The 21,949-nt window shown below is 65.4% G+C and carries 25 protein-coding genes and 1 tRNA gene; 12 read left to right on the top strand and 14 right to left on the bottom strand.

Annotated features, from left to right (window positions below; genetic code table 11):
• Positions 1-38: 38 nt before the first annotated feature.
• Together ACFTOW_RS05940 and ACFTOW_RS05935 are read right to left on the bottom strand one after the other, a co-directional pair.
• Positions 39-818: an ankyrin repeat domain-containing protein gene (locus ACFTOW_RS05940; protein WP_379914049.1), complete on the bottom strand. Its 780-nt coding sequence runs from the start codon at positions 816-818 to the stop codon at positions 39-41.
• On the bottom strand, positions 818-2,248 hold the full coding sequence (locus ACFTOW_RS05935; protein ID WP_379914047.1) for a Glu/Leu/Phe/Val family dehydrogenase: 1,431 nt from the start codon (positions 2,246-2,248) through the stop codon (positions 818-820). Before ACFTOW_RS05935 ends, ACFTOW_RS05940 begins: the two co-directional genes overlap by 1 nt.
• A gap of 251 nt (positions 2,249-2,499) precedes the next feature.
• Here ACFTOW_RS05935 and ACFTOW_RS05930 point away from each other — a divergent pair, with 251 nt between their 5' ends.
• The 3 genes from ACFTOW_RS05930 to ACFTOW_RS05920 are packed head-to-tail and all read left to right on the top strand — an operon-like array spanning position 2,500 to position 5,089.
• Complete coding sequence (locus ACFTOW_RS05930) at positions 2,500-3,999, top strand: TadE/TadG family type IV pilus assembly protein (protein ID WP_379914045.1); 1,500 nt, start codon at positions 2,500-2,502, stop codon at positions 3,997-3,999.
• The gene (locus tag ACFTOW_RS05925) at positions 3,996-4,532 is read left to right on the top strand and encodes a TadE/TadG family type IV pilus assembly protein (RefSeq protein WP_379914042.1); all 537 of its coding nucleotides are present in this window, start codon (positions 3,996-3,998) and stop codon (positions 4,530-4,532) included. Before ACFTOW_RS05930 ends, ACFTOW_RS05925 begins: the two co-directional genes overlap by 4 nt.
• A gap of 5 nt (positions 4,533-4,537) precedes the next feature.
• Positions 4,538-5,089 carry a TadE/TadG family type IV pilus assembly protein gene (locus ACFTOW_RS05920; RefSeq protein WP_379914040.1) on the top strand — a complete coding sequence of 184 codons (552 nt, stop codon included), beginning with the start codon at positions 4,538-4,540 and terminating at the stop codon, positions 5,087-5,089.
• 94 nt (positions 5,090-5,183) lie between these two features.
• Here the strand turns inward: ACFTOW_RS05920 and ACFTOW_RS05915 are convergent, their stop codons facing one another.
• Together ACFTOW_RS05915 and ACFTOW_RS05910 are read right to left on the bottom strand one after the other, a co-directional pair.
• Positions 5,184-5,660 carry a hypothetical protein gene (locus tag ACFTOW_RS05915; RefSeq protein ID WP_379914038.1) on the bottom strand — a complete coding sequence of 159 codons (477 nt, stop codon included), beginning with the start codon at positions 5,658-5,660 and terminating at the stop codon, positions 5,184-5,186.
• Positions 5,661-5,861: 201 nt separating this feature from the next.
• On the bottom strand, positions 5,862-6,449 hold the full coding sequence (locus ACFTOW_RS05910) for a TetR/AcrR family transcriptional regulator (protein WP_379914036.1): 588 nt from the start codon (positions 6,447-6,449) through the stop codon (positions 5,862-5,864).
• Between the two features lie 67 nt (positions 6,450-6,516).
• On the opposite strand from ACFTOW_RS05910, the gene ACFTOW_RS05905 reads away from it, so the two are divergent.
• From ACFTOW_RS05905 to ACFTOW_RS05885, 5 genes are all read left to right on the top strand, one after another.
• Positions 6,517-6,837 carry a hypothetical protein gene (locus ACFTOW_RS05905; protein WP_379914034.1) on the top strand — a complete coding sequence of 107 codons (321 nt, stop codon included), beginning with the start codon at positions 6,517-6,519 and terminating at the stop codon, positions 6,835-6,837.
• Positions 6,838-6,948: 111 nt separating this feature from the next.
• Positions 6,949-8,235, top strand: coding sequence for a homoserine dehydrogenase (locus tag ACFTOW_RS05900; protein ID WP_379914032.1), 1,287 nt, complete (start codon positions 6,949-6,951; stop codon positions 8,233-8,235).
• Positions 8,236-8,261: 26 nt separating this feature from the next.
• Positions 8,262-9,227, top strand: coding sequence for a class II fructose-bisphosphatase (gene glpX / locus ACFTOW_RS05895; RefSeq protein WP_379914030.1), 966 nt, complete (start codon positions 8,262-8,264; stop codon positions 9,225-9,227).
• A 7-nt stretch (positions 9,228-9,234) separates the two neighbouring features.
• Positions 9,235-10,980 (top strand): single-stranded-DNA-specific exonuclease RecJ, encoded by a 1,746-nt coding sequence (recJ, locus tag ACFTOW_RS05890; protein WP_379914028.1) that lies wholly within the window; start codon positions 9,235-9,237, stop codon positions 10,978-10,980.
• 97 nt (positions 10,981-11,077) lie between these two features.
• Positions 11,078-11,152: transfer RNA gene (locus ACFTOW_RS05885), tRNA-Glu, on the top strand.
• Positions 11,153-11,236: 84 nt separating this feature from the next.
• Here the strand turns inward: ACFTOW_RS05885 and ACFTOW_RS05880 are convergent.
• From ACFTOW_RS05880 to ACFTOW_RS05865, 4 genes are all read right to left on the bottom strand, one after another.
• Positions 11,237-12,193, bottom strand: a complete 957-nt coding sequence (locus ACFTOW_RS05880; RefSeq protein WP_379914077.1) for a diguanylate cyclase domain-containing protein — start codon at positions 12,191-12,193, stop codon at positions 11,237-11,239.
• Between the two features lie 46 nt (positions 12,194-12,239).
• Positions 12,240-12,827, bottom strand: a complete 588-nt coding sequence (locus ACFTOW_RS05875; RefSeq protein WP_379914026.1) for a heme NO-binding domain-containing protein — start codon at positions 12,825-12,827, stop codon at positions 12,240-12,242.
• Between the two features lie 92 nt (positions 12,828-12,919).
• Positions 12,920-14,485 carry a trimethylamine methyltransferase family protein gene (locus ACFTOW_RS05870; RefSeq protein WP_379914024.1) on the bottom strand — a complete coding sequence of 522 codons (1,566 nt, stop codon included), beginning with the start codon at positions 14,483-14,485 and terminating at the stop codon, positions 12,920-12,922.
• Between the two features lie 107 nt (positions 14,486-14,592).
• On the bottom strand, positions 14,593-15,282 hold the full coding sequence (locus ACFTOW_RS05865) for an HAD family hydrolase (protein ID WP_379914022.1): 690 nt from the start codon (positions 15,280-15,282) through the stop codon (positions 14,593-14,595).
• Between the two features lie 100 nt (positions 15,283-15,382).
• On the opposite strand from ACFTOW_RS05865, the gene ACFTOW_RS05860 reads away from it, so the two are divergent.
• Positions 15,383-15,838: a MarR family winged helix-turn-helix transcriptional regulator gene (locus ACFTOW_RS05860; RefSeq protein ID WP_379914021.1), complete on the top strand. Its 456-nt coding sequence runs from the start codon at positions 15,383-15,385 to the stop codon at positions 15,836-15,838.
• Positions 15,839-15,849: 11 nt separating this feature from the next.
• On the opposite strand, the gene ACFTOW_RS05855 is transcribed toward ACFTOW_RS05860, so the two are convergent.
• Entirely contained in the window at positions 15,850-16,134 is a 285-nt protein-coding gene (locus ACFTOW_RS05855) for a DUF3572 domain-containing protein (RefSeq protein WP_379914020.1), read from the bottom strand.
• Positions 16,135-16,217: 83 nt separating this feature from the next.
• Here ACFTOW_RS05855 and ACFTOW_RS05850 point away from each other — a divergent pair, with 83 nt between their 5' ends.
• Positions 16,218-17,603 (top strand): diguanylate cyclase domain-containing protein, encoded by a 1,386-nt coding sequence (locus ACFTOW_RS05850; protein WP_379914018.1) that lies wholly within the window; start codon positions 16,218-16,220, stop codon positions 17,601-17,603.
• Between the two features lie 27 nt (positions 17,604-17,630).
• Here ACFTOW_RS05850 and ACFTOW_RS05845 read toward each other — a convergent pair whose 3' ends face one another.
• The 4 genes from ACFTOW_RS05845 to ACFTOW_RS05830 all read right to left on the bottom strand — a co-directional run bounded on the left by ACFTOW_RS05845 (position 17,631) and on the right by ACFTOW_RS05830 (position 19,695).
• The gene (locus ACFTOW_RS05845) at positions 17,631-18,158 is read right to left on the bottom strand and encodes a periplasmic heavy metal sensor (protein ID WP_379914016.1); all 528 of its coding nucleotides are present in this window, start codon (positions 18,156-18,158) and stop codon (positions 17,631-17,633) included.
• A 3-nt stretch (positions 18,159-18,161) separates the two neighbouring features.
• A complete protein-coding gene (locus ACFTOW_RS05840) occupies positions 18,162-18,545 on the bottom strand; it encodes a hypothetical protein (protein ID WP_379914014.1) in 384 nt (127 codons plus the stop codon).
• Positions 18,532-19,116 (bottom strand): RNA polymerase sigma factor, encoded by a 585-nt coding sequence (locus ACFTOW_RS05835; RefSeq protein WP_379914012.1) that lies wholly within the window; start codon positions 19,114-19,116, stop codon positions 18,532-18,534. Before ACFTOW_RS05835 ends, ACFTOW_RS05840 begins: the two co-directional genes overlap by 14 nt.
• Before the next feature lie 75 nt (positions 19,117-19,191).
• Positions 19,192-19,695: an EF-hand domain-containing protein gene (locus ACFTOW_RS05830; RefSeq protein ID WP_379914010.1), complete on the bottom strand. Its 504-nt coding sequence runs from the start codon at positions 19,693-19,695 to the stop codon at positions 19,192-19,194.
• A gap of 210 nt (positions 19,696-19,905) precedes the next feature.
• Between ACFTOW_RS05830 and ACFTOW_RS05825 the strand changes: the two genes are divergently transcribed.
• Complete coding sequence (locus ACFTOW_RS05825; protein WP_379914008.1) at positions 19,906-20,286, top strand: DUF983 domain-containing protein; 381 nt, start codon at positions 19,906-19,908, stop codon at positions 20,284-20,286.
• Positions 20,287-20,310: 24 nt separating this feature from the next.
• Positions 20,311-21,027 (top strand): NUDIX hydrolase, encoded by a 717-nt coding sequence (locus ACFTOW_RS05820; protein WP_379914006.1) that lies wholly within the window; start codon positions 20,311-20,313, stop codon positions 21,025-21,027.
• A gap of 1 nt (position 21,028) precedes the next feature.
• Here ACFTOW_RS05820 and ACFTOW_RS05815 read toward each other — a convergent pair whose 3' ends face one another.
• Positions 21,029-21,931, bottom strand: a complete 903-nt coding sequence (locus tag ACFTOW_RS05815; protein ID WP_379914004.1) for an EamA family transporter — start codon at positions 21,929-21,931, stop codon at positions 21,029-21,031.
• Positions 21,932-21,949 lie beyond the last annotated feature (18 nt).

Below are 21,949 nucleotides of genomic sequence, written 5' to 3'. Positions count from 1 at the left end.
TGTCTGCGACTGTTTTTGGCGCAATCGGGCGGCGCGTGTCAGTCGGGCAGAAATCCCTCCAACTCGGCCTCGCAGGCGGCGATCCTGGCTTGGGTGATGTCGCGCGACTGCGCGATGACGCCCGCCGCGTCGGTGCGCTTGCCGAACATCCGCAGGAGGCTGCGATGCTTCAGCCGCGCCTCTTCCGAGCATTTCGCCAGCAAGACATCGCGCGCGCCCGCCATCAGCGTGGGCTGCACCGGCGCGCCCCCGGCGATGGCCGCGCGCAGGTCAGGGGCCGAGCGTGGACAGACCGACAGCCAATGCGCCCGCAATTCCGCCGTACCGGTATCCGCACCGGCCCCGGCCAGCGCGTTGGCAATCCCCGGATAGGGCTGGCGGTCAAGGTAATAGGGCAGCCCGACCATCACAGGCACCACAACGGCGGCGTTCTGCACCCTCGGGCGACAGGCAAATGCTGTCTGACGCAGGGCCAGTTGCGCCAGATCCCAGGCGTTCATCCCGTCGTCATCGCGGGCATCCAGCGTGGCGCGGACCTCGGGCCGTGCCAGCAGCCACCGGACCGCAAAGCCATAGCCATTGGCCGCCGCAACCATCAGCGGCGTTCGGCCACGGTCGCCGGGCGCGGTCAGGCTCTGCGCCTGCGCAAGGCCACTCAACGCCTGCTCCTCCAGCCTGTCCCACACCTCGGGCGAGCCACCGGTCGCTTCGCTCGTGGCATAGAGATCTTCGGCAAAGCCGCGCAGCACGTCCCCGGCATCGGCCAGCGCCATCGGCGCAGACCACAACAGCAGACACAGCAGAGCCGCCCCCCGCATCAGATGCCCTTGGCCCGATAGCTTTGCGCGACCCGCTCGATCGCGACGATGAAACCGGCCGTGCGCAGGTCGGTCACGTCGTCGCGGGCGCGCCAGACCTCGGCCATCGACTGGTAGGCTGTGCGCATCGTGTCATCCAGCCCCGAGCGCACCAGTTCCAGCTCGTCCGCGCCGCGCAGGTATTTCTCCTTGAAGCCCGGCGACATCGACCACGCATCGCCAAGATAGCGGTCCAGCCGTTCCAGTTCGTCCACCACCAGCTGATGGCGTGCCTCTTCCTGACGACGCTGCAACCGTCCAAAGCGGATATGGCTGAGATTCTTGACCCATTCGAAATAGGACACGGTCACACCGCCCGCGTTGGCGTACAGGTCGGGAATGATCACAACGCCCTTTTCGCGCAGGATCTGATCGCCGCCGGCGGTGATCGGGCCATTCGCTGCCTCGATGATCAGCGCGGCCTTGATCTGGGCGGCGTTCTCGATGTTGATCACACCCTCAAGCGCGGCCGGGATCAGGATGTCGCACTCTTCTTCCAGAACCTTTGCGCCGTCGGCCACATGCGTGGCGTCGGGAAAACCTGACACCCCACCATGGCGCGCGATCCAGTTGTGCACCTCTTCCACGGGCAACCCTTTGGGGTTGACCACCGCGCCATCGCGTTCGATCACGGCAGTGATCAGCGCGCCGTCTTCCTCCGACAGGAACTTGGCCGCGTGATAGCCGACGTTGCCCAGCCCCTGAACGATGACGCGCTTGCCCTCCAACGTGCCGTGCAGCCCGGCCTTTTTCATGTCCTCGGGGTGGCGGAAGAACTCGCGCAGCGCAAATTGCACCCCCCTGCCCGTCGCCTCGACCCGGCCTGCGATGCCGCCTGCGTTCAGCGGCTTGCCGGTGACGCAGGCACGGGCGTTGATATCGGTGGTGTTCATCCTTGCATACTGGTCCGAGATCCAGGCCATCTCACGCTCGCTTGTGCCCATGTCGGGCGCCGGAACGTTCTGGGCCGGGTTGATCAGGTCACGCTTGATCAGCTCATAGGCAAATCGGCGGGTGATCTGTTCCAGCTCATGCTCTTCATACTGGCGCGGATCGATCCGCAGCCCGCCCTTTGATCCGCCAAAGGGGGTTTCCACAAGCGCGCATTTATAGGTCATCAGCGCCGCCAGCGCCTCGACCTCGTCCTGATGGACGTTGGCGGCAAAGCGGATGCCGCCCTTGACCGGCTCCATGTGTTCGGAATGCACCGAGCGATAGCCGGTAAACGTGTGCACCTGCCCGCGCAGCCGCACGCCAAAGCGCACCGTGTAGGTGGCGTTGCAGACCCTGATCTTTTCCTCCAGCCCCGGGGGCAGGTCCATCAGCGCCACCGCTCGGTTGAACATCAGGTCCACGCTTTCGCGGAAACTCGGTTCTGCCATGCTCGTCATGCGTTCCTCCCTCGCTGTCGGGGCAATTGGCCCGCCGATCCGACCATCCTTGCCTTCCAACCTCTTTCCGGCACCTTAACGGTTCAGTCCGAAACGTCCATTTCTTACGCATCCCGGGAACAAGGGCCACAGGCCGGTTTCTCAGTCGGAACAGGTTGACAGAAAAGCCGGCGGATAGCCCATGTGCTTGAAACAATGCTCAATTTTTGCCACAATTCACACCTGATTTTGGCCACATATCCTAGCCATAGATGAACACTGTTCCGAAAGGTCTCCGTCGTGAGCCCGATTCGGCCCTGTGGTTGTTGAAAGAGGTGTTCGTGATGGCCAACGGAGACAAGTTCATCGGATTGCGGCCTGACTACAGACGCTCCACTGTGGCGTTCTTTCGGCGGTTTCAACGTGACGAAGACGGTGCAATGGTCTTTTTCGCCCTGATGCTCTTCATGATGATCCTGATGGTGGGCGGCATTGGCGTAGACCTTATGCGCAACGAGATGACGCGCACAAGGTTGCAATCGACATTGGACCGCGCCGTTCTGGCCGCTGCGGACCTGGATCAGCAACTGGAGCCGTCAGCGGTGGTCCAAGATTACTTCGACAAATCCAACATGGGCGATTACCTCAGTTCGGTCACCGTCTCCGAGGGTATCAACTTTCGTACCGTTTCGGCCGATGCCGAGGTCGAGGTCAACACCACCCTGATGCATCTGGCCGGGATCAAGACCCTGACCGCCCCCGCGCTCGGTACCGCGGAAGAGCGGATCGAGAATGTCGAAGTCTCGATGGTGCTGGATATCTCGGGTTCGATGCGCAACAACAACAAGCTGGAAAACATGCAGGCTGCGGCGCGCAGCTTTGTGGACACGGTTCTGCGTGGCGACGACAACGACAACGTCTCGATCACGATGGTGCCCTATTCTGAACATGTGAACATCGGACGGGATCTGTTTTCGCTGCTCTGGACCGATCACAAACACCCCTACTCTCATTGCGTTGAAGTCCCCGACAGCTTTTTCTTTGGCAGCACGTCTCTCAGGCAGAACCATCGCTACGAGCAGGCGCAGCACTACCAGTGGAACTGGGACGGCTGGAACAATTCGCTGACCGACACGGTCTGCCCGCGCTACGATTATGAAACCGTCACCGCGTTCAGCCGCAACGCGACGACCCTGAAACGTCAGATCAATGATTTTCGTCCGCGCGCGGGTACATCGATCTTCATGGGCATGAAATGGGCGGTTGCGCTGCTGGATCCCGACTCGAACAATCTGGTGCAAGGGCTGATCGCCAAAGGGTCTGCAGATCCCATGTTTGCGGATCGGCCGAAGTCCTACAGCGATCCTGACACGCTGAAAACGATCATTCTGATGACCGACGGGAAGAATGACCGCTCTTTTCGGATCAGTTCACAATATTACGCCAATGCGAGCCACTACAACCACTGGAACAACAACAATTTCAACCGGTATCTCAGCCAGTATGTCAGCTCGTGGCAGCGCAGCAACTGGTACTGGCAGAAATACAGCGCAGGCCACGGCGACTACCTGACCGGAGGCATCTGCGACGCTGCCAAGAATGCCGGGATCGTCATCTGGTCCATCGGGTTCGAGGTGGATGACCACGGGGCCAACGTGATGCGCAACTGCGCTTCCTCGCCCAGCCACTTCTTCCGGGTCGAAGGCATCGAGATCAAGGACGCCTTCGAAGCCATTGCCCGCCAGATCAACCAGTTGAGGCTGACCCAATGAAGCGCCGTCTCATGAACCGCTTGAACCGATTTCACCGGGCAGAGGACGGGAACGCGACGATCGAATTCGTCATCATGTTCCCCATCTTCATTGCCTTGACGCTGGCAGGGGTCGAAATGGGCATCGTCACAATGCGCCACGTCACCCTGGAACGCGCGGTGGATCTGACCGTGCGTGACATCCGGCTGGGCACGGGGACAGCCCCGCAGCACGATGAAATCAAGGACATCATCTGCGACCGGGCAGCCATGGTGCCACAGTGCAAATCCAACCTTAAGCTGGAAATGATCAGGGTGGATCCGCAGAACTTCACCCCACCGCCGACCGTGCCCGATTGCACGGACCAGTCCGAAGAGGTGCGGCCGCCCCGCCAGTTCACCAACGGGATGGACAACGAAATCATGATCATGCGCGCCTGCGCAAAGTTCCAACCGTTCTTTCCCCTCAGCGGGGTCGGGCGCAAACTGACCAAGGACAATGCAGGCTATGCAGCAATCACAGTAACCAGTGCATTCGTTCAGGAACCGAGGTAGTGCCCATGCCAGTAAACCGTATCATGACCTTCTTGCGCCGCTTTCGGGATGACACACGCGGGACGGTGGCCGTGGAAAGCATCATCATGCTGCCGCTACTGTTCTGGTCGGTGATGGCGATGTACGGGTTTTCAGACGCCTTTCGGCAATCAAGCCTGAACATCAAGGCCTCGTACACGGTCGGTGACCTGCTGTCGCGCGAAACAAACTACATCACGGATGATTACCTGACCACGACTCGGGAACTGTTCGACCTGATGACGAATTCACGTTCCAGATCAAAGCTGCGGGTCTCGGTCGTGCGCTGGAACGAAGACAAGAAAATCTATCAGCGCGACTGGTCCAAGACCAAGGGCGGCGTGACGCCACTGACCCAGACCGACGTCAAGAACCTTGCGGCAAAGCTTCCGAAAATGCCGAACAATGATCGCGTGATACTGGTCGAGACATGGGCGCGCTACTATCCGCCCTTCAACATCGGCATCGAAGAGCAGGAGCTTTACAACTTCGTCTTCACACGTCCGCGTTTTGCCCCTCAATTGGTTTGGAAGGACTGATCGCAGGACGAACCGGGGCCGGGTGACAGCGGACATTCTGCCCCGGTGATTGTCGATCTCGCCGGCTTGGATCAGGGCTTCGTGGTGCCTTCGGTCACGTCCGGTCGCCGATGTGGGCCTGGATCACCTCGGCCATGAACTTGGTCTGATGCCGGGGCGTCACCCCCCCTACGCCCACGCGGCGGCCCATCCGCCACCACAGTCCAGGGGCCCAGCGTCTGGGCTGTCTGGCGGACAGGCGCAACAGGAACCCGTTTGAAGGCTTGAACGCGAATATCCCGCGGTCGATGCCCTCGATCTGGTCCACCCGTGCCAGAACCGTGCCGGAACTGTCGCGCAGCACATCCGCCGTCAGTTCCAGATCCAGCGCCGTGGCCGTGTGCATGCGAACGCCCAGAAACACGGCCAGCACGCCGAACACCACCAGAAACACGCGCCAACCAAGCCCCGCAGGCGGCTGTACAACCGACAGGTAGAGCAGCATCGCACCCAGCCCTACCAGCATCGCGACACCCATCAGGCGCCGTCCCTGCGACACCTGCACACGCGCCAGTATCTCGTCGTTTTCCATCAAGCCCTCCGCCACTGCGGCCGCTTTGCCCTAGCGACGGGCGCAGGTCAATCGCGGCGCATCTGCCATCGGCATTCTTGGGCGCGGTATCGACCGACGGACCGACCTGTCTGCGACCCGGCCCGGCCTGCCAGGGGTGCGCGTCGTTCCTATTGGCATGAGAGGTCCGAACGCGGGGTCGATTGCCCCGACCCGTGCCCGTCACGCCGCCACGGTCTTGCGCACCATGTCCCAGTAGACCGTTTCAACCTCGTCCACGCTCAGCCGTCCGGCCGGGCGATACCACGTGGTCACCCCGGTCAGCATCGCGATCACCGCCAGCGTGGCGATCTTGGTATCCTGCATGGCAAACAGACCCGCCGCCACGCCATCGCGCAGGATGCCTTCCAGCTCGTTCTCATAGCTGCGGCGCAGCCCTTCGATCGCGGCAAAATTCTCGGGCGACAGGTTGCGCAACTCCATGTAGGACACGAACACCGCGTCAGGCCGGGCCAGGTGAAAGCGGATGTGAAAGCGCGTGAACTCTTCCAGCCGCGCCAGCGGGCTGCCGCGCCCGCCCCGCGCCGCACGCTCGCCCAGCAGCGCATCCATATGCCCGCGCATCAGGTCGAACAGCAGGCTTTGCTTGTCGGGCGTGTAATTGTACAGCGCCCCGGCCTGCACCCCCACCTCGGCGGCGATCTGGCGCATCGACACGGCGGCAAAGCCATGTTGCGCAAACAGCCGCAAGGCGGCGTCATGAACCCTGGGGCCCGTGGTCTGTGAATGCGATCCTGCGGTACGTGCCATGATGGCAGATTAACTGAACATATGTTCAGAAAAAAGCCCCGCCTTGCCATGACGCCGGTCACAGGGCATGACTGTGGCACCCTTAGTGTCGGAGGCGCGATTGCCCCATCCCTTGTTGCCGCTTGCGCTGGTCGTCGCATTGGCCGCCTGTGCCCAGTTTCCCGAACTGGACACCCAGACCAACGATATCGACCCCAATGCGCCCTATCCCGCGCTGGTACCACTGGAGCCGCTGGTGGCACAGGCCGACGCGCCCCGGATCACCGATGCCGACACCTCGGCGACCGAGGCCCGCGTGGCGGGCCTGCGCGGCCGCGCCGACAGGCTGCGCCGCACGGGGATAGATGCCGCCAGCCGCGCGCGTCTGCAACAGACTGTGGCGCGCTGACCGCGCCTTTCGCCTGCCCGCCCGCAAAACGGCAATTGCCGCGTTGCAAGGCCCCTGCAATCCCGATACATCGCCCCTGATCCGAACAAGAACAATCCGACGGAGGCCCCGATGAGCACCCCATTGCGTCTTGGCATAGCCGGTCTGGGCACCGTCGGTGTCGGCGTGGTCAAGATCGTTCGCCAGCAGGCAGCACTGTTGCAGGCCCGGTGCGGGCGCGAGATCACGATCACCGCCGTCTCGGCCCGCACCCGCGACAAGGATCGCGGCGTCAATATCAGCCAGTACGCGTGGGAAGATGATCCCGTCGCGCTGGCCACCCGCGACGATGTGGACGTGTTCATCGAACTGATGGGCGGCAGCGACGGCCCCGCCAAGGCCGCGACCGAGGCCGCGCTGAAGGCCGGCAAGGACGTGGTCACCGCCAACAAGGCGATGCTGGCCATCCACGGTCAGCTTCTGGCCGGTCTGGCCGAGGGCAATCACCGCTCGCTGCGCTACGAGGCGGCGGTGGCCGGTGGCATCCCGATCGTCAAATCGCTGGGAGAGGGTCTGGCCGCGAACGAGATCACCCGCGTCATGGGCGTGATGAACGGCAGCTGCAACTATATCCTGACCCGGATGGAGAACGCCGGGCTGAGCTATGAGCGGGTGTTCGACGAGGCCAACGCGCTTGGCTATCTCGAAGCCGACCCCGAGCTTGACGTGGGCGGCATCGACGCCGCGCACAAGCTGGCGATCCTCTCGGCGCTGGCCTTCGGCACTCAGGTCGATTTCGACGGGGTCGAGATCGAAGGCATCGGCTGCATCAAGATCGAGGATATCCGCCACGCCGCCGACATGGGGTACCGCATCAAGCTGCTGGGCGTGGCGCAGATGACCGGCCGTGGGCTGGAGCAGCGCATGGCGCCCTGCCTCGTGCCCGCGACCTCGGCCCTTGGCCAGCTTGAGGGCGGCACCAACATGGTGGTGATCGAAGGCTCGGACGTGGGTCAGATCGTGCTGCGCGGCGCGGGGGCGGGCGAAGGCCCGACCGCCAGTGCCGTGATGGGCGATGTCTGCGATATCGCGCGCGGCATGCGCCTGCCAGTCTTTGGTCAGCCCGCCGATACGCTGTCCAGCGCGCCGCGCGCCAGCGCCGCCGTGCCGGCACCCTATTATCTGCGCATGGCGCTGCATGACAAACCCGGCGCGCTGGCCAAGATCGCCACCGTTCTGGGCGAGGCCGGGATCTCGATCAACCGGATGCGCCAGTATGACCATTCCGACGATCAGGCCCCGGTGCTGATCGTCACCCACAAGACCACGCGCACAGCCCTGGATCAGGCGCTGATCGCGATGGATGCCACCGGCGTCGTCACCGAAGCGCCTGTGGCTCTGCGTATTGAAAGCGTCTGACACGGGCGCGCGAAAGGAGATTTCAGATGACCGAAACACCCGAATTTCACGACCGCATGCTGTCGCTGGGTCTGGCCCGCGTGGCCGAACAGGCCGCCATCGCCAGTGCTGACTGGGTTGGCCGGGGCGACGAGAAGGCCGCCGACCAGGCCGCCGTCAACGCCATGCGCGATCAGTTGAACCTACTGGACATCAAGGGCGTCGTGGTCATCGGCGAGGGCGAGCGTGACGAGGCCCCGATGCTGTTCATCGGCGAAGAGGTCGGCAGCGGCACAGGCCCCGCCGTCGATATCGCGCTCGACCCGCTGGAGGGCACCACCCTGACAGCCAAGGCGATGCCCAACGCGCTGACCGTGATCGCAATGGCCCCGCGCGGCACCATGCTGCACGCACCCGACACCTACATGGACAAGCTGGCCGTCGGGCCGGGCTATCCCGAGGGTGTCGTCTCGCTGGACATGACGCCGAAACAGCGGGTCGAGGCGCTGGCCAAGGCGCGTGGCTGCAAGCCATCCGATATCACCGTCTGCATTCTGGAACGCCCCCGCCATCAGGAGATGATCGCCGAGGTGCGCAGCACCGGCGCGGCGGTCTACCTGATCACCGATGGCGACGTGGCCGCGGTGATGCATTGCGCCGAAGCCGAAAAGACCGGCATCGACATGTACATGGGCAGCGGCGGCGCCCCCGAGGGCGTGCTGGCCGCCGCCGCGCTGAAATGCATGGGCGGGCAGTTCCTTGGCCGGTTGCTGTTCCGAAACGACGACGAAAAGGGCCGGGCCGCCAAGGCGGGTGTCACCGATCTGGACCGCATCTATACCCGCGATGACCTTTGCACCGGCGACGTGATCTTTGCCGCAACCGGCGTCACCGACGGCTCGCTGGTCGCCGGGATCAAGCGCAGCCCGGGATATGTGGAAACCGACACGGTCCTGATGCGCTCGCGCACCGGATCGGTGCGGCGGATGACCTATCGCACCCCACTTGCCTGATCCGGGCATGGCCTATCTGGGCGTCGAGACATCGCTGACCGGGCGCCGTTGGGTCGGCCCCGGCCCCGAGGTGGAACGCCAGGCCGAGGCGATGGCCCAGCAGACCGCCCTGCCCCTGCCGCTGTGCCTGACGCTGGCCCGGCGCGGCGTCGCCCCGGACGAGACGGCACAGTTTCTGGAACCGCAGTTGCGCGACCTGCTGCCCGACCCGCGCAGCCTGCGGGATATGGAGCGCGCCGCCGAACGGTTCCTGCGCGCAGTCAACGCGCGCGAGCGTATCGCGATCTTTGCCGATTACGACGTGGATGGCGGCAGTTCCGCCGCGCTGCTGATCTGGTGGCTGCGCGGGCTGGGGCAGTCCGCGACGCTCTATATCCCCGACCGCATCGACGAAGGCTATGGCCCGAACGAACCCGCCATGGCCGCACTGGCCGCAGATCACGACCTGATCATCTGCGTCGATTGCGGCACGTTGAGCCACGATGCCATCGCCGCCGCGCGCGGGGCCGATGTTGTCATCCTCGATCACCACCTGGGCGGCGAGACCCTGCCCGACTGCGTGGCGGTGGTGAACCCCAACCGGCAGGATGAAACCGGCGATCTGGCGCATCTGTGTGCCGCCTCGGTGGTGTTCCTCATGCTGGTCGAGGCAAATCGCCAGTTGCGCGTCGCAGGCAGGCAGGGGCCCGACCTGATGGGGCTGCTGGATCTGGTCGCTCTGGCCACCGTGGCCGATGTGGCCCCCCTGATCGGCGTAAACCGCGCGCTGGTGCGCCAGGGGCTGCGCGTGATGGCCCGGCGAGAGCGTCCCGGGCTGGTGGCGTTGGCCGATGTGGCGCGGATGGACAGCGCCCCGCGCGCCTATCACCTGGGCTTCCTGCTGGGGCCAAGGGTGAACGCCGGCGGGCGCATCGGGGCGGCCGATCTGGGCGCGCGGCTGCTGGCCTGCGACAACCCGGTCGAGGCCATGGCGATGGCCGAGCGGCTGGATCACCTGAACACCGAACGCCGCGAGATCGAAGGACTGGTGCGCGATGCAGCACTAGCCCAGGCCGAGGCACGCGGGCTGGACGCCCCTTTGGTCTGGGCCGCCGCCGATGGCTGGCACCCCGGCGTGGTCGGCATCGTCGCCAGCCGGTTGAAAGAGGCCACCAACCGCCCCGCCATCGTGATCGGCTTTGACGGCGCTATCGGCAAGGGGTCGGGCCGGTCGGTCTCGGGAGTCGATCTGGGCGCGTCGATCCAGCGGCTTGCGGCCGAGGGGCTGCTGCTCAAGGGCGGCGGGCACAAGATGGCCGCCGGGCTGACCGTCACGCGCGACCTGCTGGAACCGGCCATGGACCGCCTGTCGGAACTGCTGGGCAGGCAGGGTGCAGGGCTGACGGGCCCCGGCGATCTGCGCCTTGACGGGCTGCTGATGCCGGGTGCTGCCACCCCAGAGTTGATCGACCAGCTAGAGGCCGCAGGCCCCTTCGGCGCCGGGGCCCCTGCCCCGCGCCACGCCTTCCCCGACATGGCTGTGCGCTTCGTGAAACGGGTGGGATCAGGGCACCTGAAACTCAGTTTCGGCGATAGCAGCGGCCCGGTGCTGGACGCGATCTGCTTCGGGGCCTTCGACGGCCCACTTGGCCCTGTTCTGGAAGGTCATGCTGGCGCGCGCTTTCACCTCGCGGGCCGTATCGAGATCAACGAATGGGGCGGCCGCCGCAGCGCGCAACTGCGCCTCGAAGACGCCGCGCCCGTGCGCGGCTGATCCCTCCCGTTCAGGCGCAACCTTTTTTGCCCAACCCCCGTTTTTTCCCTTGCGCGCAGCGGCGGCTTTTTCTACACACCGCCCACACCACAAGAGTGGCCCGTTCGTCTATCGGTTAGGACGCCAGGTTTTCAACCTGGAAAGAGGGGTTCGATTCCCCTACGGGCTGCCATTTCCCCAAAAATTCGTAATTGAACACTCGGTTTGTCGACATTGTCCCCGGCATCGCAAAGGGCAGCCGAACGACTGCGCAACTTCAGGGTCCGGGCACGGTGAGCATCTTCGGATCGGGGCCGGGATCATAGAACGTGTGCTGTGCGGGCCCTTGCCGCTTCGACGTGTAGAGCGCCAGGTCGGCGTCGGCCATCATCCGGTCGGGGTCTGGCCGGTCATACAGGCTGGACAGGCTGGTGCCAATGCTGCCCGAGATGCGGGCCAGTTCGCCCTCGAACGGTACCGGCTGCTCCAGGCGGGTGATGATGCGGCGCGCGATTGCGTCCAGCTTGCCGGTGTCGGTCAATCCTTGCAGCACAAGCACGAACTCGTCGCCGCCAACCCGCGCTACCGTATCCTCGTCGCGGGTTTCGCCCACCAGAATGCGCGCCACCTCTTGCAGCACATGATCACCCGCCGGATGGCCAAGCGTATCGTTGACGGCCTTGAAATGATCCAGGTCCACATGCATCAGGGCAAAGGTCGCGCCGCTGGCGCCCAGCCGGTCCAGCACGTGATCCAGCGCGCGACGATTCTTCAACCCGGTCAGCGTGTCGGTAAAGGCCTGCTCCTCGGCTGCGATCTTGGCGACCTGGAGCCGCTGGTTGAGCTTGCGGCTGGCCGCCATCGCGGCAGACTTCGCCTCGACCAGGTAGAGCATTTCCACCGTCATGTCAGTGGCCGCGAAATCGGCGCTGGTCAGGGCGTAGTCCCGCACCGCGTCAAGGATCGAGATACCGAAGGACAGGTTGATCACCGCGCCATCCTGCCAGGGCACCAGCACGCCCTTGAACCCGGTCATGGGCGGGTCTCGGAACTGCAGATGCAGCTTCACGCCTGCCGCGCGGCGCAAATCGGCCATGGCCGACACCCCGCGCGGGCGCTGCACCTCGAACAGTTCGAGAAACCGCGCACCGTTCAGCCGCTCGGCCGGGCGCAGCTTGCGCAGCGTCGCGCCCGCATGTGTCACATGGCCGGTGCCAGACAGCATCACATGCATCGGGCACAACGCATCCAGAACCTGAACCAGCCCCTGCGTTCCCACGTCAGCCCGCCCTTGCCCCAAGGTGAAAGCTGCGCCCCTCTGCAAACTCGGTTTCGACAAGCGCGATCGAGATCACCTCGACACCCGCCTGCCCGCCCCGATGTTCCAGCATCACAAGCGCGCCGTAGTCATCGGCCATGGCGCGCAGAACACCGATCATCACATGGCCAAAACCATGTGTCTCTGCCCGCACTGTCAGACTGAACCGGTTGGCGGTGTGGTCACGCAATTCCAGCGGCGGCAGGTCGAGATCGTCCACCGCCAGCCGGGCACGCTCGGGGAGTTCATCCAGCGAATGCAGGAACTCCACGAACGTGACCCCGCCAAATCGCAAAAGACGGCGCAGCGGTTCCGTCTTGGTATGCGACACGAGATAGGTCCCGATATCTTCCAGCAGATCATCGCGCGGCTTGCCCAGAGTATCGGTGATCGCGTCCAGTACCCGGCAGGTCAGCGCCGGGTCATAACGCAACATCGCCTCGAACCCATCGAAATCCAGTCGCGCGGCAAGAACCACCTCGGCCCAGCGGGCATTGCCATAGGTGTCGCGCATGAAGCATTCGATGGCCCGGTTCATCAGCCCGTGCATGCCCGCTCCTTTCACTGGTTACTTGCGAAAGGCTACTGCAGGTATTGTTAAGAATGTATCAATACTTTCAATTTAAAGCATATCTCCGGGTCTCAGAAATCCGTCGGCGCCCCGCCTTCGAACTTTCGGCGCGCCACGAAATCCGACAATTCCTCGCGAACGGCCTCGTCCATCGGAGGGGCCTCGAAATGGGCGATGATGTCCTTGTAGACGCGATGCGCACGCTCGGGCGTCCAGATGGCGCCGGCCGCTTCCCAGCCTTCGAAATTGCGCCAATCCGACAGGAATGGCTGGTAAAAGGCCGATGTATACCGATCCTGCGTGTGTTGCGTGCCAAAGAAATGACCGCCCGGGCCGACTTCGCGGATCGCGTCCAGCGCCAGCGCATCGGGCGAGGTGTCGCAGATCACCGGCTCAAGATATCGCTGGATCTGCTGGATCACCTCGCAGTCCATCACGAATTTCTCGGGGCTGGCGATCAGCCCGCCCTCCAGCCATCCGGCGGCGTGATAGACCATGTTGCTGCCCGACTGCACTGCTGCCCACAGGCTGTTGGAGGTCTCCCACATCGCCTGACCGTCGGGCACATTCGCCGCGCAAACGCCCGATGACCGCAGCGGCAGGCCATAGAACCGCGCCATCTGTCCGGTCATCTGGGTGGCGCGCATGTATTCCGGCGTGCCGAACGCGGGCGCGCCAGATTTCATGTCGACGTTGCTGGTGAAAGTGCCGATCACGCAGGGCACACCCGGCTTGATGTATTGCGCCAGCGCGATCGCGCACAGCGCCTCGGCCAGCGATTGCGCAACGGCACCGGCCATGGTCACCGGGGCCATCGCGCCCGCCAGCGTGAAGGGCGTCACCACCAGCCCCTGTCCGCGCCGCGCCAGCCGCATCCAGCCATCCAGCATCGGCTCGTCATGTTTCAGCGGCGAGGTCGAGTTGATGTTGGTGTACATGTGCGGCGTGGCATCGAACTCGTCATGGCTCAGGCCACCGGCGATGCGCACCATCTCCATCACATCCTCGACCCTCGCGGGCCCGAGGGAGTAGGCGTGCATCACCTTGTCGGTCAGCGTCAGCTTGTCATACAGAACATCCAGGTGGCGCACGCTGGCATGGATATCCACAGGTTCCACCGGATAGCCGCCGGCAAAATGGATGCAGTTGAAATACTGCGTCAGCTTGAGCAGGTTGCGGCACATTTCGCGCGTGCCGGGCAGCTTGCGGCCCAGTTCCATATCCCAGTAATTCGGCGGCGAGGACACGTTGCCGAACAGGATATGATTGCCGCCCAGCGTGATCTGCCGGTCGGGATTACGCGGGGTGATGGTGAATTGCGACGGCGCGCGGCCGATCATCTCCATCACGAAATCGCGCCCCATGCGCACGTTCTCGCCGTCGATGGTGCAGTCCGCCTCGCGCATGATCTCCAGTGCCTCGGCGTTCAGGAACTCGATCCCGATCTCTTCGAGGATGACCATGGCCGCGTTGTGGATCGCCTCGATCCCCTCCCCGGTCAGGGGTTCGGTGGGGCGGTCGATGTTGACCGGCAAGCGCCAGGGCGACTGCTCGATCACCGCCGTTCCGCGCCGCGCCGCGTTGCCCGCCCGTCCGCCTCCGCGTTTTCTGCGTGTGGGGTCTGCACCGTCCGCCATGGCTTGCGCTCCTGTCCCTGATCTGGGGATCAGCAGACCACGCAGTCCCGCGCCGATCCTGCCGGATCGCGACGGATTGCGTCGGATTCAGACAGGGATGCGCCGCCTCAGGCGTCCAGCCAGCCGGGGATATGGCCAATGTCCGGCAGCACCGCGTCGGCAAAGGGCGCAAGCTCGTCCACGCCCGCCATGCCGGTCAGAACGCCCAGCGTGTGCATGCCCGCCGCGCGCCCGGCGACCAGGTCATGGGTGCTGTCGCCCACCATCACCACCGTCTCCGGGGCCAGCGCCATCGCGGTTGCAAAGGCCAGCAGAGGGTCCGGTGCGGGTTTCGCGCCATGGCCGCTGTCAAATCCGGCGATGAAATCGAAATGCGCGGTAACCCCCACCGCGCGCAGATGGGCATGGGCGGCATATTCGCTGTCATTGGTCATCACCCCCAGCCGCAGCCCCCGCGCCACCAGCGCGGTCAGGAACGGGTCCAGCGGCACCGCCGGGGCCAGCGGGGCCAGCGCCGCCTTGGCGTTCAGCAGCGCCTCGATCTGATCCACATCGCGCCCGGGCAGCGCACTGGCCAGACACTCCGCCGCCTCGCGCGCGGTGCCGGCGATCACCGGGCTGTCGGGCTGAAACACACCGCCTGCAAGATCGAAACGCGCGGCATCAGCCAACGCCTGTGCCAGATCCGGGTCACCGCCCGACAGCTCGGCGATGACGCCGGCGGCCCAGCCATTCCAGGTTGCCCCGAAATCGAACAGGGTGCCGTCCTTGTCAAAGATGATGCCGCGAATATCCATGCCTGCCCCCTGCGCAATCCGCCGCGACCGTGGCCCGTGCCCGCCGCCATCGCAAGCCCCCTTGCTTGACTTTCCACCCCGTTGCCTCGCATTTGAGCGCATGACCGACACCATGCCCTATCGCCTGCACAAATCGCTTGGCTATCACCTGTCCGTCGCCGCGCGGCTGCAGGAACGGCGGCTGGATGAGCAGCTGCGCACGCTGGGCCTGACACGCACGACTTGGTGCATCCTGCTGGCCGTCGGGAACGAGGGGCTGAGCCAGCCCTCCGACATCGCCGACTTCGTCGGCATCGACCGCACCGCCACCAGCCGTGCCCTGCGCGCGATGGAGGACGACGGGCTGCTGGCGCGCTCGTCCGGTACCGACGACAGGCGCACGCGCCGCGTTGCGCTGACCGCCAGGGGCAGCCGCGCGATCCAGACCGCCACGCCCTTTGCGCGCGAAAATGCCGCCATCATGGCCGCGCAACTGGACCCGGGCGAAGAAGACGAGTTGAAACGCCTGCTGACCAAACTGCGCGGCGACGCAGGGACGCCATTGAAAACGCTTTGATACTCTGACCGTCAGGTCCAGTGGACCTGCTCGCCGCCCGGCAGGGCCGCGCGCGCCTGCCCCGGCGCAGCATAAGCCGTCGCGGTTTCGTCACAGAACTGCATCACCCACGCATCGTCCATCATCAGGAAATCCAGCACCGCGCCCAGAAATTCGGGATCGGCGGCGCGCGCGCGCAGATCATCCTCGGACAGCCCGCTGGCCCCCATGAAGACCGGCAGCAGGTCCTCGTTTCCTGCCAGCCAGCCAAGGGCCGTCAGGGCCAGCGTTTCGGCGGATTCCTGCGTGTAGGACAAATTCGAACTTTCCCGGAAAGGTTTTCTTAACCTCTCGCCATAAAAACTGACGGCATGGAAATTGCAAGAGACAGGTTGCCCGCATGCCCGCCCGAATTCTGGTCGTTGATCCGCTTCCCATAAACCGCATCGTGATGCGGGCGCGGCTGGCCTCGGCGTTCTACGACACCGTACTGGCCGGAACCGGGGCCGAGGCGCTGGCGCAACTGGCCGATGGCGGCGCGGCGCTGGCGGTGATTGCGCCGGAACTGCGCGACATGTCGGGGCTGGCGCTGTGCGGTTCCATCAGGGCACGACATACTGCGGGGGAACTGCCGATCGTGATGATCACACCCGCGCATGCCACCACGCTGCGCATCGATGCCTTGCAGGCCGGGGCCGATGCGGTGCTGGAACGCCCGGTCAACGACAGCCTGCTGCTGGCGCGCATCCGCTGCCTGCTCCGCGCCAGTGAAGGTCTTGAGGAATTGCGCCTGCGCGAGGGATCGACCCGCGCCCTGGGTCTGGCCGAACCTGCGCAGATGTTCCAGTATGCCGCCCGCATCGCGGTGATGGGGGCGGATGGCGCGGCGGCGGCGGGGCTGCGCGCATCGCTCAACGCCCGGATGGGGCACAGCGTGGCCGTGCTCGACGGGCCGCACCTGATGCGCGCGCTGCCCGATGGCGGCGCGCCTGATCTGGGTCTGGTCCTGCTGACAGGGCGGCCCGACGATCCCGCACTGCACCTGATTTCCGGGCTGCGCGCGCAGCCCGAAACCCGCGCGATGGCAATCATGGCGCTGGTGCCCGACAGGGATGACCCGCTGATGGCTGACGCGCTGGAACGCGGGGCCCATGACGTCGCCATCGCGGCCCTGCCCGCGACCGAACTCGACCTGAGGCTCAACCGGCTGATCGCGGCCAAGCACCGCGCGGATCGGCTCCGCGACACGGTGCACGACGGCCTGCGCGCCGCCGTCACCGATCCGCTGACCGGGCTTTACAATCGCCGCTACGCCCTGCCGCAACTGGCCCGCATGGCACAAGAGGCACGCGCGCGCAGGCAGGGTCTGGCGGTGATGATCGCCGATCTGGATCACTTCAAGGTGGTGAATGACAGCCACGGCCATGCAGTGGGCGATGCAGTTTTGCAGCAGGTGGCCGCGCGTCTGCGCGTGGCGCTGCGCCCCGGCGATCTGCTGGCCCGCATCGGCGGCGAAGAATTCCTGATCGCCGCCCCGCGCGGCACCTGCACCCAGGCCAAGGCCGCCGCAAGCGCGCTGTGCCGGGCCGTGGGGGATGCGCCGATCATGGTGCCGGGCTGCCCCACCCCCCTGCGTCAGACGATCAGCGTCGGTCTTGCGATGGACAGGGTCAGGGATGCCACACGCGCGCCCGAGGCGCTGCTGGCGCAGGCCGACCGCGCGCTCTACAGCGCCAAGACCGGCGGGCGCAACACGGTGACGCTGGCAAGGCAGACGGCGGCCTGATCACGGCAGCCTGACCAGTGCGCGGGCCTATCGGTCGTTGCCCCCGGTCTTGCCGTCGCGTGTCTTGCCGCGCCGGTCCATGCTGTCCAACTCCTGCTCCAGCCGGTCGGCAAAGGCGCGGCGGTCTTCCAGGCTCATGCCCGCCAGCCGGTCCAGCATCAGGCCGCGCGCCCGCATCCGCGCCTCTGCGCCCTGCTCGAACTGCGCCTCCAGCAACCCGGCCAGCCCGTCGCGGTCGATGGTTTCGCGGCGCAGCGCGTCAAGAACCGGGTTGAAACTGTCGCGAAGCTGCGCGCGCAAGACATCCCGGTCGGGCATCTCGGCGCGCATCGCCGTGCGGATCGCGCGCTTGTCCTCATCGCTGAGGGCGCGGATATAGGCGAGGCTGACGTGATCGGCACGCGGGCCGCGCCGCCTTTCGTCATCGCCATCGTGACGCCAGATCGCACCGGCGACCACCCCGACCACCGCCAGATTCAGCGCCAGCGAGGCAAACAGCAGCCCGCGCAGCCACAGCTTCATGCGCGGCGCCTTGGGTGTTTCGGTATCGGCCATGGCTTATCCTTCCTCATACGCCAGCAGGTCCAGTTCGACGCCCGGCATCATGCCAATCAGCGCGCCATCCGAGGTGCCGAACCCGGCCAGCGGCAGCGCCGACAGAACCTCGGGCGGGTTGATGCCCAGCCACAGCCCCGCCACCCCGGCGCTGACCAGCCCGGCCATCGCGGGCCAGCCGCCCAGAGTGTCGACGAATTGACGCCAGCGCGTCACCCGGCTGGGCGACCGGGCGGGCGTGGGCGCGGCCTGTTCGGCCTGCACCGCCTGTGCATCCGCCAGCACCCGAGCCAGCAGATCGGGCGACGGCTCGGGCGCGGCCCGCCGTGCTGCATCAAAGAGCCCCGCCAGATCACGATCCATCCTGTCCTTGTCAGTCATCGCCATACCCCAAATCCTCTTTGCGCCCGGCCAATGCCGCGCTCAGCGCCCGCTTTCCCCGTGCGGTCAGGGATTCCACCGCCTCGACGCCGATCTCCATGATCTCGGCGATCTGCGGATTCCCCAACCCGTCTATATGGCGCAGCACCACCGCCTGTCGCTGCCGGTCGGGCAACTGCGCCAGCGCGGTCTGCAACGCGTCGGCGCGGGCCTGCTCCAGCAGTCCCTGTTCCGCACCCGCCGCCGGATCGACGGGTTCCGGCACGCTGTCGATATCCACCCCGCGCCGCCGTCGCAGGCGATCGGTGCACAGGTTCGCCACCACGCGATACAGCCAGGTGGTCACCTGCGCCTCGCCCTGCCGCCAGTCGGGGGCGATGCGCCACAGGCGCATCATCGCCTCCTGCGCGACATCCTCGGCCTCGGCCCTCTCGCCCAACAGACGATACGCATGCGCCATGACCCGGGGTGTCAGCCGCAGCGTCAGCACCCGCGCCGCTGCCGTATCGCCATTGGCGAACAGCACCAGCAACGCCTCGTCGGGCACGTTATCAAGGGCGTCAAGCGGCATGATCATCACCTGTCGGGCCTAGCCTGCCGTGGTTCAAAGCACAATCGGGGCCGCACCGCGTCGGGCACGGCCCCTGTCGCGTCAGTCGCGACCGTTGTGATTTCCATGGCGATGGCCGCGCATGCCGTCGCGCCCGCCGCGTTTGCCCATCTTTTCGCGCATCTGCGCCATCTCATCCTCGCTGACAGCACCGTCACCGTCTGTATCGGCGCGCTCCATCCTGCGGGCCATGCGATTGCCGCCCATCTCGTCAAAGCTCAGCTTGCCATCGCCATCGCGGTCACGCCATTCCAGCATGCGGGCATGACGCTCGGTCGCGCGCTCGGCGGCCCGGACCTGCGCCGCGGCGACCATCTCTTCGACGCTCAGCGCGCCGTCGCCATCGGTGTCGGCAGCGTCAAAACGCTCCCTGGCGCGTGCCTCGATCTCGGTGCGGGTCAGCTTGCCGTCGCCATCGGTATCCATCGCGTCAAAGTCGATGCGCGGCCCCTCGGCGCGGCCCATGCCACCCATCGGACCGGCAGCGGCCACCGATCCGGCGACAATCAGCGCACCTAGCGCGGGGATAAGGAATGCAGGTTTCATCTGGGTTCTCCGTTTTTGCCTCGACCGGGCTGTTCTGCCCGGTTCTGAGGGGTCAAACGCGAGAAGACGCGGCTTCCGTCGCAAAAACCGGCAGTGCGACGCATGACGCAGGATTTCACGCGACATCGCGACGCAAGACCATCGCCCCCCCTTTCACCTGCCGAGCCCTTGCGCCATGGTGCAGGCTTGTCTGCTCGCAGGAGATACAGCATGACCGATCAACCGGACCAGAGAGAGACGTGGACTGCGATCCGCAAGGGCTGGCGCATGAAATGCCCCAACTGCGGCAATGGTCCCCTGCTCAAGGGGTATCTCAGCGTGCGCCGCGAATGTTCCGTGTGCCGGCAGGAACTGCACCATCACCGCGCCGATGACGGCCCCGCCTATCTGACCATTCTGATCGTCGGCCACCTGATGGCCCCGCTTTTGCATATCGTCTTCGTGCAGTTCCGTCCCGAACCTTTGGTGCTTTTTACCATATTCGCTATTGGCTGCGTCGGTCTGTCCCTCTACCTTCTGCCCAGACTGAAAGGGGCGATGATCGGGTTTCAATGGGCCCGGCACTTGCATGGGTTCGCCGAACCCGGCTGAACCGCCCCGCCACTGGGGACGCCTATGACCATCGACAAATCCGCTATCCGACATGCCTCGACGGTGATCGTGCTGCGCAATCGCTTTGACGATCCGCACGTGCTGATGGGGCAACGGGGGGAAAAAGCGGCCTTCATGCCCAACAAGTTCGTGTTTCCCGGTGGTGCCGTGGATGCCGGCGATGCGCAGATCCCGCTGGCCACGCAGGTGCCCGAGGTGTGCCGCGCGCGCCTGGCCGAGGATGCGGATGCAGACATGATCGGTGCCCTGTCCGCCGCCGCCATCCGCGAGCTGTGGGAGGAAACCGGACTGGTGCTGGGACAGCCCGGCGCATGGACGGGCGATGTGCCCCCCGATTGGACTACTTTCGCCGACACCGGCCATCTGCCAGCCGCGCATCCGCTGCAATTCGTGTTCCGTGCGGTCACGCCGCCGGGCCGTCCGCGCCGGTTCGACGCGCGGTTCTTCCTGATCGACGCCGATGAGGTGGCCAGCGATCTGGATGATTTTTCCGCCGCCTGCGACGAGCTTTCGCATCTGCAATGGATACCGCTGCCGCGCGTGCGCCAGTTCGACCTGCCCTTCATCACCGAGGTGGTGCTGGCCGAGGTTGCGGCCCGCGCCCATGATCCCGAACCACCGGTCAGCGTGCCGTTCTTTCGCAACAACGAAGAGGAAAGCCTGTTTTTGCGGCTGGGCGGCGTCGGCCCCCTGACCGGGCGCAAGCACGACTACAAATAGCTCAGACCAGCAGGATCAGGGCCAGAACGCTTCCGGTGACCAGCGCGATGCCGGCGGCCTCTTTCACGGTCAGCCGCTCGCCAAAGACCAGCGTTGACACGATCAGCGAAAACACCAGCTCGACCTGCCCTACCGCGTTCACATAGGCCGCATTTTGCAAGGTGAAGGCGGTAAACCAGCACAGGCTGCCCGCCATCGACGACAGCCCGATCCACTTGGCCACCCTGTGCGCCGCCAGCACCCGGCCCACCTGCCCCGGCTCGCGCCACAGCAGCCAGACCCCCAGCGCCAGCATCTGCGCGGTGGCGACCACTGCCAGAGTCACCAGCGCGCGCAGGCCCGGGTCGTCGCTGGCCAGTTCCAGCGATGCGCCGCGATAGGTCACCCCCGACACCGCGAACAGCACACCCGACAGCAGGCCCAGCCCGGCGGCGCGGTTCATCACCCGCTTACGCCAGTTGCCGTCGATCTCGGGCATGTCCGACAGCACCAGGACACCGGCCAATCCCAGCAGGATCGCCATCAGCGCGCCGAAACTCACCCCCTCGCCCAGCACGATCAGGCCCACGGCGGCGGTCTGCACCACTTCGGTTTTCTTGAAGGTGATGCCGACCGCGAAATTGCGCCGCTTGAACAGGGCCACGACACAGACCGTCGCCAGGATCTGCGCCAGCCCGCCGATCATCGCATATACCCAGAACGCCACCGACAGCGCGGGCATCGCCTGTGCGCTGGCCCAGAGGTAGAGCGGCAGCAGCAACAGAACCAGCGGCGCGGAATAGATGAAGCGCGCAAACGTCGCCCCCGCCGCCGTCAGCGCGACAGCCGACAGTTGCTTTTGCAGCATGAAGCGCACCGTCTGAAAAGCTGCGGCGCAGAATGTGATCCAGACCCAGGGTTCCATGCGCGCCCTTGTGCCCCG

This window comes from Lacimonas salitolerans (genome assembly GCF_042677865.1).
GTDB lineage: Bacteria > Pseudomonadota > Alphaproteobacteria > Rhodobacterales > Rhodobacteraceae > Lutimaribacter > Lutimaribacter salitolerans.
Note: the sequence above shows the minus strand (reverse complement) of the source record. Positions and strands in the feature narration are given on the sequence as shown.